Annotated in this window: 18 protein-coding genes; 1 reads left to right on the top strand and 17 read right to left on the bottom strand. The window is 34.9% G+C overall.

Going from position 1 to position 13,877, the window contains the following annotated elements; genetic code table 11:
* Window positions 1-11: 11 nt before the first annotated feature.
* From GMB29_RS13285 to GMB29_RS13250, 8 genes are all read right to left on the bottom strand, one after another.
* Entirely contained in the window at window positions 12-872 is an 861-nt protein-coding gene (locus GMB29_RS13285; RefSeq protein ID WP_136354268.1) for a DUF421 domain-containing protein, read from the bottom strand.
* 25 nt (window positions 873-897) lie between these two features.
* Window positions 898-1,104, bottom strand: a complete 207-nt coding sequence (locus GMB29_RS13280) for a DUF1657 domain-containing protein (protein WP_136354266.1) — start codon at window positions 1,102-1,104, stop codon at window positions 898-900.
* A gap of 14 nt (window positions 1,105-1,118) precedes the next feature.
* Window positions 1,119-1,469 carry a stage V sporulation protein AE gene (gene spoVAE / locus GMB29_RS13275; RefSeq protein WP_136354264.1) on the bottom strand — a complete coding sequence of 117 codons (351 nt, stop codon included), beginning with the start codon at window positions 1,467-1,469 and terminating at the stop codon, window positions 1,119-1,121.
* Complete coding sequence (gene spoVAD / locus GMB29_RS13270) at window positions 1,466-2,482, bottom strand: stage V sporulation protein AD (protein WP_136354262.1); 1,017 nt, start codon at window positions 2,480-2,482, stop codon at window positions 1,466-1,468. The genes spoVAE and spoVAD overlap by 4 nt, the downstream gene beginning before the upstream one ends.
* Entirely contained in the window at window positions 2,482-2,961 is a 480-nt protein-coding gene (gene spoVAC / locus GMB29_RS13265; RefSeq protein WP_136354260.1) for a stage V sporulation protein AC, read from the bottom strand. The genes spoVAD and spoVAC overlap by 1 nt, the downstream gene beginning before the upstream one ends.
* A 13-nt stretch (window positions 2,962-2,974) precedes the next feature.
* Window positions 2,975-3,433, bottom strand: a complete 459-nt coding sequence (locus GMB29_RS13260) for a YhcN/YlaJ family sporulation lipoprotein (RefSeq protein ID WP_196305251.1) — start codon at window positions 3,431-3,433, stop codon at window positions 2,975-2,977.
* A 64-nt stretch (window positions 3,434-3,497) separates the two neighbouring features.
* On the bottom strand, window positions 3,498-3,701 hold the full coding sequence (locus tag GMB29_RS13255) for a DUF1657 domain-containing protein (protein ID WP_136354256.1): 204 nt from the start codon (window positions 3,699-3,701) through the stop codon (window positions 3,498-3,500).
* 159 nt (window positions 3,702-3,860) lie between these two features.
* Window positions 3,861-4,976: an MGDG synthase family glycosyltransferase gene (locus tag GMB29_RS13250; RefSeq protein WP_136354254.1), complete on the bottom strand. Its 1,116-nt coding sequence runs from the start codon at window positions 4,974-4,976 to the stop codon at window positions 3,861-3,863.
* Between the two features lie 137 nt (window positions 4,977-5,113).
* On the opposite strand from GMB29_RS13250, the gene GMB29_RS13245 reads away from it, so the two are divergent.
* The gene (locus GMB29_RS13245) at window positions 5,114-5,929 is read left to right on the top strand and encodes a metallophosphoesterase (RefSeq protein ID WP_136354252.1); all 816 of its coding nucleotides are present in this window, start codon (window positions 5,114-5,116) and stop codon (window positions 5,927-5,929) included.
* Between the two features lie 68 nt (window positions 5,930-5,997).
* On the opposite strand, the gene GMB29_RS13240 is transcribed toward GMB29_RS13245, so the two are convergent.
* The 9 genes from GMB29_RS13240 to GMB29_RS13200 are packed head-to-tail and all read right to left on the bottom strand — an operon-like array spanning window position 5,998 to window position 13,819.
* Complete coding sequence (locus GMB29_RS13240; RefSeq protein ID WP_168733851.1) at window positions 5,998-6,426, bottom strand: bifunctional adenosylcobinamide kinase/adenosylcobinamide-phosphate guanylyltransferase; 429 nt, start codon at window positions 6,424-6,426, stop codon at window positions 5,998-6,000.
* Window positions 6,381-7,007 (bottom strand): histidine phosphatase family protein, encoded by a 627-nt coding sequence (locus tag GMB29_RS13235; protein WP_136354248.1) that lies wholly within the window; start codon window positions 7,005-7,007, stop codon window positions 6,381-6,383. Before GMB29_RS13235 ends, GMB29_RS13240 begins: the two co-directional genes overlap by 46 nt.
* The gene (cobS, locus tag GMB29_RS13230; protein WP_227551693.1) at window positions 6,959-7,750 is read right to left on the bottom strand and encodes an adenosylcobinamide-GDP ribazoletransferase; all 792 of its coding nucleotides are present in this window, start codon (window positions 7,748-7,750) and stop codon (window positions 6,959-6,961) included. Before cobS ends, GMB29_RS13235 begins: the two co-directional genes overlap by 49 nt.
* Entirely contained in the window at window positions 7,738-8,277 is a 540-nt protein-coding gene (locus GMB29_RS13225; RefSeq protein ID WP_196305250.1) for a bifunctional adenosylcobinamide kinase/adenosylcobinamide-phosphate guanylyltransferase, read from the bottom strand. The genes cobS and GMB29_RS13225 overlap by 13 nt, the downstream gene beginning before the upstream one ends.
* Window positions 8,271-9,359 (bottom strand): threonine-phosphate decarboxylase CobD, encoded by a 1,089-nt coding sequence (gene cobD / locus GMB29_RS13220; protein ID WP_136354244.1) that lies wholly within the window; start codon window positions 9,357-9,359, stop codon window positions 8,271-8,273. The genes GMB29_RS13225 and cobD overlap by 7 nt, the downstream gene beginning before the upstream one ends.
* A 5-nt stretch (window positions 9,360-9,364) precedes the next feature.
* Window positions 9,365-10,336, bottom strand: a complete 972-nt coding sequence (gene cbiB, locus GMB29_RS13215; RefSeq protein ID WP_136354242.1) for an adenosylcobinamide-phosphate synthase CbiB — start codon at window positions 10,334-10,336, stop codon at window positions 9,365-9,367.
* On the bottom strand, window positions 10,333-11,796 hold the full coding sequence (locus GMB29_RS13210; RefSeq protein ID WP_136354240.1) for an adenosylcobinamide amidohydrolase: 1,464 nt from the start codon (window positions 11,794-11,796) through the stop codon (window positions 10,333-10,335). Before GMB29_RS13210 ends, cbiB begins: the two co-directional genes overlap by 4 nt.
* 3 nt (window positions 11,797-11,799) lie before the next feature.
* Window positions 11,800-12,864, bottom strand: coding sequence for a FecCD family ABC transporter permease (locus tag GMB29_RS13205; RefSeq protein ID WP_196305249.1), 1,065 nt, complete (start codon window positions 12,862-12,864; stop codon window positions 11,800-11,802).
* Window positions 12,827-13,819 (bottom strand): ABC transporter substrate-binding protein, encoded by a 993-nt coding sequence (locus GMB29_RS13200; protein WP_136354239.1) that lies wholly within the window; start codon window positions 13,817-13,819, stop codon window positions 12,827-12,829. The genes GMB29_RS13205 and GMB29_RS13200 overlap by 38 nt, the downstream gene beginning before the upstream one ends.
* Between the last annotated feature and the right edge of the window lie 58 nt (window positions 13,820-13,877).

Raw genomic sequence — 13,877 nt, 5'->3', positions numbered from 1 at the left:
GAAAGGCTCCTCTAATTCTTAAGATATGGCGTCAACTTGTTTATTACTTTTTCGATTTTTAATGCATTATGATGATACATTTTCTTTGTCTCTTCTGATTCAGTAGCTAAGGAGAACAATTCTAAATCAGCCTGGCATTTTTTTATCATTGCTAACAGCAATGGTATTTCTTGTGGGGAAGCTACTTTTATTTTATCATCAAATAAGTCAACAGTTAATTGACCATAAGTGTCTACTTGAGCCAAATAAACATTTTCAATGCTTACATTCAATTTGTCCAACTCTGTTTCAAGCCACCGTCGATTTCTCCCAGCATTTGCAAGTGGTTCGTCCAAAATTTCTCCATCCATGATAACTGTTTGCGGCTCTTTTTCATTTGGAGTTACTAAACCAAGATCTTTTACTGTAACTGGCCGATTTTCTTTTTTTAATAAAACACTTAAATCACCAGTTGGTTCAAGTACAGCAAATTCCACGTCTGCAACTTGAAAAACATCTTTTCGGCGAAGAAGTTCTAATAATTCATCAGCTGTATATCTTTCTTTCTTTAAATTATCTTCCATCACCTTACCGTCTTTAATAAATATTGTTCCTTTTCCTTCAACATAATCGCTGAATCTTTTGCTTTTTAAAGAAATGATACCTACAAAAAATGGAACAGCCCCAAAAATTAAAATGGAGATTACACCATGCCACATATTCCCTTCAAGTCCCATAATGACTTCTCCGGCAATACTGCCGATTGTAATTCCTGTGACATACTCAAAGAAAGAAAGCTCTGTTAACTGCTTTTTTCCTAATATTTTCGTAATTAAAAACAAAACAACTATAAAGAGAAAAGATCTTACAACAACGTCCAACCACTCAGGCACTGTTAATCACCTCTTGCAATCAATATTAAAATCCTTTGTACTGAAATTCTTCCATTTCTAATTGACCAACACGTATTTTTAAATCCTCTTTTACTTCAGCCATTACCATCATCATTTCATGAAATGTTCTTTTTGCATCTTCATCTTGTGAGGTAATGGCAAGACTAGATAAACTTGCCTCAATGCCTTTTACGGTCGATAAACATTGTTTTACTTGTGCTCCAACTGTCATATTTACTAACTCTCCTATCCTTTTGGTTTAAAGATGATGGCACCTATTAAGCCAAAAATAATCGCAGCAGAGATCCCGGAACTTGTTACTTCAAACATTCCTGTAATAACACCAACAAGTCCGTGTTGCTCTGCCTCCTGCATTGCACCATGAACAAGTGAATTTCCAAAACTTGTAATTGGGATTGTAGCTCCTGCACCTGCAAAAGCGATTAAAGGTTCGTATAAATTAAAGCCATCCAAAAGCGCGCCAACTACAACTAATGTACTTAAAGTGTGTGCTGGTGTTAATTTAAATACATCAAACATTATTTGACCTATTACACAAATTAATCCACCAATAACAAATGCCCAAAAAAAGATCATGCATCACGGCCCCCTAACTCAATTGAAACCGCATGAGCGATACAAGGAATGGTTTCACTTTGTTGAAAAGTAAGAGGCGATAGTAATGCACCAGTAGCTACAACTAACATCCTCTTAATCTCCCCCTTGTTCATACGATTTAGTAAATGACCGTAAACAACAGATGCAGAACATCCGGGACCACTGGCACCCGCTAGAACGGGTTGACCTTCACGATATATTATTAGACCGCAATCTTGAAATTGTTCTTCATTAATCGTAAGACCATGTTTTCTTAGTAAATCGAGAGAAACTTCTCGACCGATATGTGCAAGATCACCTGTTACAATTAAATCATAATAAGAGGGATCAACACCTCTTTCTTTTAAATGCGTTTCAATTGTATCGACTGCTGCAGGAGCCATTGCCCCACCCATATTAAAAGGATCTGTTAAGCCCATATCAATAACTCGGCCAATTGTCGCTGAAGTTACTCTTGGACCTTCACCTTTATCTTTTAATATAGCAACCCCAGCCCCTGTAACAGTCCATTGTGATGTTGGCGGTTTTTGTCCTCCATATTCCGTTGGATAGCGGAATTGTTTTTCTGTTGCAGCATTATGACTTGAAGCACCTGTCATCAAACATGTTGAGCCACCATAATTAACAAGGAAAGCCCCAAGCGCCAAGCCTTCCATCGAAGTTGAACATGCCCCAAATAACCCTAAATAAGGAACATCAAAGGATTTTATCGCAAAACTTGTCGGAGTCATTTGATTAATTAAATCGCCGCCAAGGAAAAATTGGACTTGTTCTTGTTGGACATTTGCTTTTTCCATTGCTTTTTGACACGCTTCCTCTAGCATTACTTTTTGTGCCTTTTCAAATGAATCTTGTCGGAGCCAAATATCATCGTGTAACAAGTCGAAATCTTCTGGAATATTTCCATTAGCTTCGAAGGGTCCGCCAACTGTACCTGTAGATACAATAACTGGTTCGTTTTGAAATAACCATGTTCGATGGCCTATTAACATTATAGACCACCCCATTGAATCAAAATTGTTTTAATCGTTGCAATAACAAAGGCCGAAAACACACCAAACATAATAACTGAACCTGCCAGCTTGAACATATTTCCTCCTACCCCTAGGACAAATCCCTCTGTCCGATGTTCAATAGCTGCTGAAATTACTGCATTTCCAAACCCGGTAACCGGAACTGCTGAACCGGCACCGCCAAATTGAGCAAGCCGATCATATACACCAAAACCTGTTAAGAGCATTGAAAGAAAAATCATCACTGCAACAGTTGGGTTTCCAGCTGTTTGTTCAGTAAAATCAAAATTATATATAAAAAAGGTTTGAATAGCCTGTCCAATAAGACAGATTATACCTCCGACTAAAAATGCCTTTATACAATTTTGTAAAACTGGGCGTTTTACCTCACGTTCATCCTGAAATGCTTGATACTCTTGTTGAGTAGGAGTTAAATTTTTTTTCTTGTTATTTGACATCCTTACACCTTCTTTATGTGAGTTCCTCCGAAAGGCTTTTAATTCTTTTTATTTCTTTTTCAAGATCCTTGTTATTCATGTTTGTATTCTTTGCTTTCTGTTCTAATTTATCGAGTTCAAGAAATATTTTTTTGTCTGTAGATAATGTCACATTATGATTTGGATACTTATCTTTTATTAAGTTATTTAATTTTTTTTCAATTTCTTTTATACGAAATCGATCCATTTGCTTAATTTCAGCTGCAATGAAAATTTCCTTATCAGTATCAAACACTTTAACATCACTAACTTCTTTTTCTTTATCAAGCAATTTTTCAATTTCACTTTCCATATTTACATGATTCATGTCAAGGTGTGAAACGTTTTTTATATTTAAGTTGTTCTTTTCATTATTGTTATTTGCCATGTTACAACCAGTAGCTATCATTAAGATAATGACAATGTGTAACACTGATATATTTCTATGTTTCATCAGAAACACCTCATTCATCATTTGAAAAAAAGGTTGGTTTTAGAACCAACCCCTCAAAGTATTTTTATTGTTTGTATTGAGGCTCTTCGTCTTCGATCTCTTGCAGACGAGGTTCAATACTATCAATTACGGTCTGTGTTTGCTTTGCCGCATTTTGATAAAGTTCCTTTGCTTGCTGATTATCAGTTCCTAATGCAAATGTTTCGAAGCTTGCTTGTGCACTTTTTAACCCGGCTAATGTTGTTTTAACTTGATTCACTACTGTCAAAATTTACTCCTCCTAGAATTTGGTTTTAATTATTAACAATAATAGAATGCTTATAATTGAAAATATTATACGGCTGTTTCTGAAAAGTTTCTTTTATAAAAAATCAAAAAGTTATGATTGAAAATAGTGTTTATCTATAGTTATTTAAAGGAAAATCGCTTAGACGAAACTATTTGAAAGTATTTTTACAAGTGTATGTGAAATATTATCACTTTCTATTGTGTTTAAGTAACGTATTACCTGTTTTCTTTGATGATTCATATTTGACTGTGAATTGAGGTGTTCTAGAATTTGATTTTCAAGGTCTTGATGACGCTGATTTTTCAATAAAAAAACAAGCTCGTTATCTTTTAAATGGTGTAAATTTATTTCCTCTTGACCTGGTAACGCAGAATAAATAAATATTGGCAATCTTTTTCTTAATGTTTCACTAATTGTTACTCCTCCTGGTTTTGTAATAATACCCGAAGCATTTTGATAGAGAGAATTCATTTCCTTTTTGCATGAAATATAAGGTAATGGTGTAATGAAAGGACATTTCAGTGATTGAATGAATTGAAATAACTTACTATTTTCACCACATAAAACAGTGTAATGAACCTGTCCTAGCGGGTTAAGCTTTTTTAGCAATTTTTTAATATTGCCAGTTCCAAGACTACCACCAGAAATGATGATATTTATTTTATTACATTCTATGGGGTGTGTATCTTTACTTGAAAAATGAGGATGTACAGGAATTCCAGTTACATGAATTTGGTGATTTTTAACTCCTTGTTCCAATAAATATTGTTTCACCTCTTGAGAAGGAGCAAAATGAATATCAATATGTGATATCCCCCATAATTGATTGACAAAAAAATCAGTGTAAACATTCATGACAGGTACAGATTGGAGTGAATTTTTTTTCAGTTTATTTAATAAATAAGAAGGAAGTGCATGTGTACAAATGATGAAATCAGGATTGATTTCTTTTAGAACTTTTTTTATGGAACGGAGAAAAAGCAGTTCATATATGAAGTAATTTCTCGATTCAACTCTTTTATTAAACGAAACTCTTCGGTATAACCAACTATATAATGAAGGACAGTACTTAATTGATTTTAAATACATACCAGTAATCATTGTTTCGATGAATCCAAAACTGTAGGATAACAGTTCTATTTTTTCACATTCGCATCGTAACTTACCTTCTTTTAAAGATTCGATCATACTGTCTGCAACTTGATGATGACCAGATGACATTCGTAACAAAGGCATAAACAAAATTTTTTTCATTCCATTCCCTCGGTTCTGAAGTTTTGCCAATAGTTTCTTACCTTTTTTAAAAAATATAAGTGAAAAACAGAAAACCAATACTTCCCACTATTTTTGTTGCAAAAATCCCACTATACTTTAGTTTAGGAGGGGATAATATGATTTTGATTTTCTTTTTGATTTTTCTTATCGTCTTAATTCCTTTAATTTATAAAGCAAATAACAATACAAAAGATGTTGTCATTAATAATATTTCTCTTGAAGAGACAGACGGTAAATTTCTAAATAACCATCTGAAAATTCTTCAGCTTTCAGATTTACATTTAGAAAATATTTCAATATCGCCTCAAGAACTCCGTAAACTTGTAGAAAATGAGCCAATCGACTTAATAGCCCTTACAGGTGATTTCCTCGATCGTAAACGAAGTATCCCTAAGTTAATTCCTTATTTGGAAGTTCTAAATAATGTAAACCCAACGTTTGGAATGTATGCAGTCTTCGGAAATCATGATTACGTATTAAAAGACAAGTACTTTCATCGTTTAAAAGAAACCTTAGAGGAAAATGGTTGTAGAACATTACAAAATGAACATCTTACAATCGAGGTTAAAGGACAAAGGCTTAATATTATTGGAATTGATGATTATAGTACAAACCGCAGTGATCTTCTTCAATCGTATAATGGTTTAGAAGAAGGGTATAATTTAGTTTTAACCCATGACCCAAACCTTGTTTTAGAAATGAAAGAATTTCATTTTGATTATCTTCTTTCCGGGCATTTTCACGGTGGACAAATTCATTGGCCAAAACCATATCACTTAATCAAAATGGGTAAACTGGTCCGAATGAAAATGGTTAAAGGATTACATTATCACAACGGAAAACCTTTTTATATTAGTGAAGGACTTGGACAAACTGGTGTAAATATACGTATTGGTAGCCGACCAGAAATCACTTTTCATACTTTGACCTAAAATAAAAATCCCCAATCTGTATTAGAATGGGGATTTCTATATTTATTATTCGTAATCAATATTTGCCTCTATTTGATCGTTTTATATAAACCATGCCAACAATATTGTACTGTTTCAGCCTTTTTGGTTGCATATTGCAGTATCCAGCCCGATATATCTCTTAAGTTACGATCTTCTTCATTTAAAGGTACAATTCCTCTTCCCATTTCAAGCATAATAAGAATAATTTTCTTATCATACTTTTTCTCAAGTTCACTAAATTCATCAATTATTTTGAAAAAGATCATTTTTACTTTTTCTAGGTCCGCATATGTTTCCAATTCATGCTTAATCCATTCTTCCCATCCTTCTAAAACGATTGCAGAGCTAGAATGGAAAGAACTTTTCCAATTCATAATTGGCCTTTTATCGTATGCACTATGCCAAGTTAAATCATCATATTGCTTTCGAATTATATTTCGTTTTCCTGAATAGGCTCCACCGACAACGAGCTGCAAACCCATTCCCCCCTTATTTCTTGCAATGTCAACCGATATGCCTTTGCATGTTCAACATTGACTTCCCAAATTGACTTAGCAAGCCCAAACATTTGAAAAAGTGAACGAATGACACCACCATGAGTAATAATAAGTATTTTCTTATTTGGAGAAGTGAATTTAATTGATTGAAGATCACTTAAAAAATCAGTGATTCTATCAATTAATTGATAGAGTGATTCTCCGTTTGGAGGTGCTTTTTTCACCGAGTCTGATAGCCACTCTTGATAGCTACTATCATCCTTTAAAGTCTCATACGTAAACCCTTCCCAATTTCCAAAGTTAAGTTCTCTTAATCTAGCATCTACACAAACATGTTTTTGCGGTTGTATATAGTGAAATGTTTCAACACATCTTTTAAGATCACTTGAATAGCAATAGTCAAACATGATGTTTTTCAAAACTTCCCGTAATGGATTTAATTTATTTCGTTCAACTAATAGCAAAGGTATATCTGTATGACCCAAATAACGTTTATCGACATTCCATTTTGTTAACCCGTGACGAACCAAGTATATATCCAAAGTATGAAAAGCCCCCATAATTCTCCTCCTTCAATTGAGGCACCTAATATATCACCGTTCATCCCTTTAAAGTTTTTCTTGATCCAGAAACAAAAGAAAGAGAAAAAGATGATATAAGAAAAAAAGATAATTAACATGGTTGGGAAAAAGAGTGTGTAAATGAAGACCACTATTGTTGCAAAAACAAGTTCCTTAGCAGAAATATGCTGTTTCCATTGATAGGCTAAGCCTTGCTGCTTCAAAACGGGAACAGAATAGAGTATGTAAAGCGGGAGTAATCGACTGCATGCAGGGATCAAAATGAAACATAAGAGTAATTTGTTTTGCTCCATACTATTCTGTGTAAGTAAAAAGTAAATGAAAGTCATTTTCCAAATAAGATGGAAAATGACAGCTAGAACGGCAAAACTCCCTACTTGTGGGTCTTTCATTATTACAAGCTTTCTTTCGTAAGGGGCATTTGAGCCAACTGCATCTGCTACATCCATAAGTCCATCCAAATGTAATCCACCTGTTAATAACACCCAAAGTGTCACGATTAATAAAGTACTCATCGATTCTGGAATAATTGGTTGTGTAAGAGTGATGGTTACTGCCAAAATACCTCCAATAAGTATACCAACGATTCCAAATGATGACAGTGCCCCTTTAATTGATCTCTTTTCCCATGGACAAGCAACAGGGATTGGAATGCGAGTTAAAAATTGTAAGGCTAAAATAAATCCTTGAACGTATTGCTTCATCTTGATCAGCCTTTCCATTTAATGGGAATACCCCCGATAACTTGATAAACACTATTGGCATTTGCCGTAATAAGTGAGTGAACCTTTTCTAATTGATAAATGTATTGATGGATAAAATGACTGTCAGTTGGTATTTCTTCATTAACATCATTTGATACAATGATTAAATGCAGTTGTTTCCTTTCCGTAATTTGAATCCATTTAGAAACCTCGTCCAAAATGAGAGGTAAATCTGCTTGTCCCTTATACAACATGTTATTTAACCAAACAGTTAAGCAGTCCAATAAAATGATTTTATGATCCCTTACTGTAAGTAATACACTTTCAATATCAAGCGGGACTTCGAATGTATACCATACTGAACTTCGCTCTAAGATATGTCTGGTAATTCTTTGTTCCATTTCTTGATCTGTTCGTTCAGCAGTAGCTATATATACCAAGGACTTATCATGATCTTTATTAGTTTCTGTTCTAATTTGTAGTGCATATTGTTCTGCAAACGTACTTTTACCTGAACGCGCACCACCAGAAATAAATGTCAGCATTTTTTCTCTCTCCATAGACGCAATGTCTGCAGCAAATAGGTATTTTCCTTCTCACTGCGAACGGCTAATCGGATAAACTTACCATCAAGTCCTCTGAAGTTGTGAGTATGTCGAGGAATGATGTTATTTTCAACTAAAAAGGTAAACAATTGTTCACTTGTATCTTGTTGATTCTGATCTTTTAATAGATAAAAGTTCACCTGCGTCGGAGAATAATAAAAATCTAATTTTGTTAGTTCAGATTTTATATCGTTTAGCTGTCTGTTCAACCACGTTTTAGTTTCATTAATAAAGCTGTCTTGTGTTAATAGACTCGGCAATAATGATGTGACAACACCATTTACACTCCAGGGAATCTGATTTCTTTTTAATAGATCGATCATTGCAGGCTTTGCAATGATATATCCAAGTCTAAGGCTTGGAATCGCATAGATTTTTGTTAATGACCTTAGGAGAATTAAATTTGAATATTGCTCAATTAAAAAGGATAAGTCCTCAATATGTGATGGTAAAAAGTGAATAAATGCTTCATCTACAACAATCATGGTATTACACTTCGTTCCTTTTTCCAATAAAGCTTTTATATCATGTAAATCAACAACTGTACCTGTTGGGTTATTAGGCCGACATAGAAAAACAACATCCACCTCCTCCATTTTGTTTAAAACCTTTTCAAGTGGAAATGAAAAGTCCTTTTCAGGTTGAAGAGTAAGATATGACAATTCTAAATGATACACCTTGCAAGCTCTTTCGTATTCTGAGAATGTCGGTTGGATAATCAATGCTTTTTTACCTGTAAACATTTGAGCAATAAGAAAAATTGCCTCAGCTCCACCATTTGTTAAAAGTACCTGTTCTTGTTGTAAACCTTCATGTAAAGCTATTAATTTCGTTGCTTCTTGATAGTCAGGATCTGGATACTTTTCGAATTCGGTGAATGTTTTGATCAACTGCTCCTTTAAAACTAGTGGGGTGCCAAGTGGATTAATATTTGCACTAAAGTCAAAATATCTATCTTCTTGTTTTATTCCATTCAATTCCAAAATTCTTTTAGGCTGCCCTCCGTGATTAGGCCATTTCATTTTTTTCACACCTCTCTGATATAAAGGATGATTGTTACTAGGAATATAAATATAACAAACATAATCCAAGTACCATGCATATAAATGATTGTTTTCGATATATCGTTCGGTTGTAGTCTTCGAATGGGATCGCCCATTTCTTTTCTATAGGAAGCAACACCTTTGTAACTATTCATCCCACCTAATACTACACCTAGTAAACCTGCGGTCATTGCTTCAGGCCAACCACTGTTAGGACTAGGATGTTTTTTAGCATCGCGAAAAGTTATTAGTAGACCATTCCATTTCCTCGACTTTGGCACTCCCCAAGAAAATAGCCACATCAAAAACGCAGTTAATCTTGCAGGGATCCAATTTACAAGATCATCCAACCTTGCAGAGGCCCAGCCAAATTGCTCATATTTTTCATTTTTATAACCGACCATTGAATCCAACGTGTTTGCTGCACGATAAGCCATTGCCAATGGTGCTCCTCCTATTAATGCGAAACATAATGGAGCAATAATAGCATCAACCGTATTTTCCGCCACTGTTTCAACTGCCCCGCGAACAACTTCATGTGATGGAAGTTGTTCTGTATCTCTCCCAACAATGTAGCTTAATCTTTTTCTTGCTACAACAAGATCACCCTTTATTAAGAGAATCATGACTTCTTTGCCCGCTTTATGTAAACCATTGATCGCAATCGTTGTAGAGATCAAATAGATTTCTGTAATGAGTCTTATATATGGATGGAGTTGATCTAATAAATAAAGGATACTATTTACGAGCGTAAACGTTCCTCCAACAATAGTCAGGGTTAAAAATACTCCTTTCCATTTACGGACTTTTCCCTTATTTAACCTTTTGTCAAAAAACGATATTGCTTTGCCGATCATCACTACGGGATGTGGTAACCATTTAGGGTCCCCTATAAATAAATCAACAACAATTGCAGCAATCAACAAATAAAAATGAAACAGTAAGATGTTTATCATAGCAGAGCACGCCGGCTTTCATATTTTCCTATTGCATCAACAAGAGCTTGATAAACGGACAAACCAATTCCTTTTCCAATCACTGTACCTGACCCTGTGTAAGGAGTTGGTTCCCCTTTTTGTGTTGATGCAACAAGTGTACAATCAGTCGATGTACCAGTCGCGATTGTTTGAGTAACTGGATCTTTAATATGTAAGTCAACAAATGCCTTCGTTTTTGCTTCTGTAACAGATTGAACAGCATTAACTAGTGCTCCATCAGTCAAATGTGCATCAATAAAAACCATAATATTGACCGTTCCAATTTGTATACCTGTATCAACTGATTTTTTGGCTGTGATATCAACGGCATTACCAACACCAGCTGTAATAACTGTTAGTATTTTAATGCCTTCATATTCCTTTTCAACGATACTAACATCTTTCAAGTTTACTGCTGTCATCATCCCAATTGTACTATGCTCGCAAATATTTGCTTGCTTTAGCCAGCTTATAATATCGATTCTAGGATTTGAACAGTTATAGTTATTTTGAACATGAAAGTTACAAAAATTAGTGCTCCACTGTATTCCTTCTCCTAGAACTCCATTTGATATAGTTCTTAATGGATGACTAAATTGAAGATGAATATAATGATCCGTTTGATTTAGATCGTATTCAAGTCTTGCATGGTCTTCATCTACTTGATTTGGTATGACTGTAATTTGAGGCTTCGGAATAATAGGGTGTTCGTACGTCTTTAGGGCAACTTCATAAACATTACTTAGTTGATTTTCATTCTGTAAAAGAGAAAGTTCACCTGACTCAACTAATTTTCCTTTTTGTAATAAACCAATCTTATCAGCAAATAATGCGGCTGTATTTAAATCATGTAAAATAGCAACGATTGTTAATTGATACATCTTTTGATATTCTTTTAACTGCTGTAGCATCATGACGGTGTGTTTTATATCCAAATGATTAGTCGGTTCATCTAAAAATAGAATCTTCGGTTCTTGAGCAAGCGCCTTTGCTAATAAAACACGTTGTTTCTCCCCTCCACTTAACCATTTAAATGGCTTTTTACGAAAACGAAAAACATCTGTTTGTTTCATTACATTATCAACGACACGTCGATCTTGGTAGGAAATATGTTTCAAAAAGCCTTTTTGATGTGGATAACGCCCCAGCATGACAATTTCTTCAACACGAAAATCAAATTCAACTTTAGCTTCCTGTGATAAAACTGCCATATTCTTTGCTCTATCGATAGTTGAATAAGAATGAAGCGGCTTATCAAAAAGGGTAATTGTGCCACCTTGGTTTGGAAGAACACCCGTTATTAATTTTATTAGTGTAGTTTTTCCACTACCATTTGGACCAATAAGGGCATAAAAATTTCCCTTCTCAATGGTTAATGTCAGATCTTTTATAATTAACGTTTTCTGATAGCCTCCAAATAAGTTCTTTATTTCAATCATGGTCTATTCCCTCCCGATGCGTTCCTTAATCAATAATAACGCAAAGACTGGCGCACCGATTAACGCAGTGATCACACCAATTGGCAGTTCACTCGGTTCGATGACTGTTCTTGCAATTAAATCAGCAATAATCAAATATCCTCCTCCGATCAGCATTGATAAAGGGAGAACATGCCTATGATTAGGCCCGATTAATAAACGAATAAAATGTGGGATAACCAAGCCGACAAATCCAATTGATCCAGATACCGAAACCGCTGCACCTGTTAATAATGAAGCGCCTATAATAATGAAAATTTTCCCTTTCTGAACATTTACCCCCAAATGTTCAGCCGATTCTTCACCTAAGGCGAAAGCATTTAATTCCCTTGAACGCAGTAACAAAAAAAGTGTGCCAATAAAAAAGAAAGGAATAAGTAGTTTTACATGACTCCAGCCTCTCATCCCTACATTCCCCATTAACCAATATAAAATCTGGCCAATATCCTCACGTGAGCTTAATGCAATGATTAAAGAATTAACTGCACCAATGAAAGAGGTTACGATAATCCCTGCAAGAATAATCGTTTCAATTGAAAGTTTTCGATTTGATAAATGAGTCACTGCAAATACAATCATCATTGCAAAAAAACCACCAATAATTGCGATAAATGGTAATGTGTACGTTCCAAGAAATGGGATTGTTAAATTAAAATAAAGGACAATAACCGCACCTAATGAAGCACCTGAAGAGACACCAATTGTGAATGGATCTGCTAAAGGATTTCGTAATAACCCTTGGAAGGCTGACCCTGCAAGCGATAAAGCAGCACCTACAAAAAACGCTAATAACACTCGAGGTAAACGAATGTCCCAAATGATTTTCTCAGCAATCATTGGAATTTCATCATTAAATAGGCTTATACCAACTAGTTTTGTTGATAAAATATCAATGATCAGTGTAATGGGATAATGGACACTGCTAATAAATAAACCGAGGAGTGCTGTACAAATGACAAACACTCCGCTAAATACATACATCCAAACGATTTTATTTGCCAAAGATTTCCGGATAAATGAGCTTTGCAAGTGTTTCAACCCCATCAATTAATCTTGGACCTGGTCTCGTTACAGTATCATTATTTACATCAAATACCTGTTCGTTCTTTATTGCAGGCATTTCCCCCCAACCAGAGCGACTTAATACTTGGTCTGCAGGCTTTTCAATATAGTATCCATAAGTTGTAATGATAACATCAGGATTCAATGTCACAATTTCTTCTTCCGTCATTTTCACCCAGCCGGTTTGTTCACCAGCCGTATTGATTGCATTAATTGACTCTAACATTTCATGAAGGAACGTATTCTGCCCTGTTGTAAAAATATCAGGAGCAGGTGATACTTCAACCCATACTTTTTTCTTTTTCGTTACAGCTTTTGCTTTTTCTTGTATTTCAGCTAAGCGGTCCTTCATATCTTTCACAATGCGATCAGCCTCGTCTTTAGCTCCCGTTACTGTGCCAATTAAAGAAATTGAATTGTACACATTTTCAAATGATTCTGCACTCCCAATAACAATGACCTCAATACCAGCATCTTTAAATTGCTTTAATATATCTGGATTGTTCTCATGTTGAAAGTCTGTTACTAATGCAAGGTCAGGCTGAAGTGCCAAAATTTTCTCTACATTTAATTGTTGGTCTCCGATCTTTTCAATCTTTTCCGCTTCAGCAGGATAATTACTGTAATTATCAACACCAATAAGCTTATCACCTTGACCTAGTGCAAAGGTAATTTCAGTATTACTTGGGATCACGGATACAATTGTTTGCGGTTCTGACTCAATTGTAACTTCTTTCCCTGTACCATCTGTAACAGTAACAGGGAATGCCGATTCTTTTTTTTCATTATTCAACTCTGTAGATTCTTTCGCGGTTTCCGTCTTATCTGCTTTGTCTTCGACATTTCCACACCCGATTGTGAAAATCATCGTCAAGGCAAGCATAATGACAAAGAACAGCGATTTCCTTTTTAGTGATGTCATTCTCAACCACTCCTTAATTTTTTATGAATACAAAAAAACGCCTATTCACATGGAAAAG

It is taken from the genome of Metabacillus sediminilitoris (assembly GCF_009720625.1).
In the GTDB taxonomy this organism is placed as follows: domain Bacteria; phylum Bacillota; class Bacilli; order Bacillales; family Bacillaceae; genus Metabacillus; species Metabacillus sediminilitoris.
This window is presented reverse-complemented; position numbering and strand designations above follow the sequence as displayed.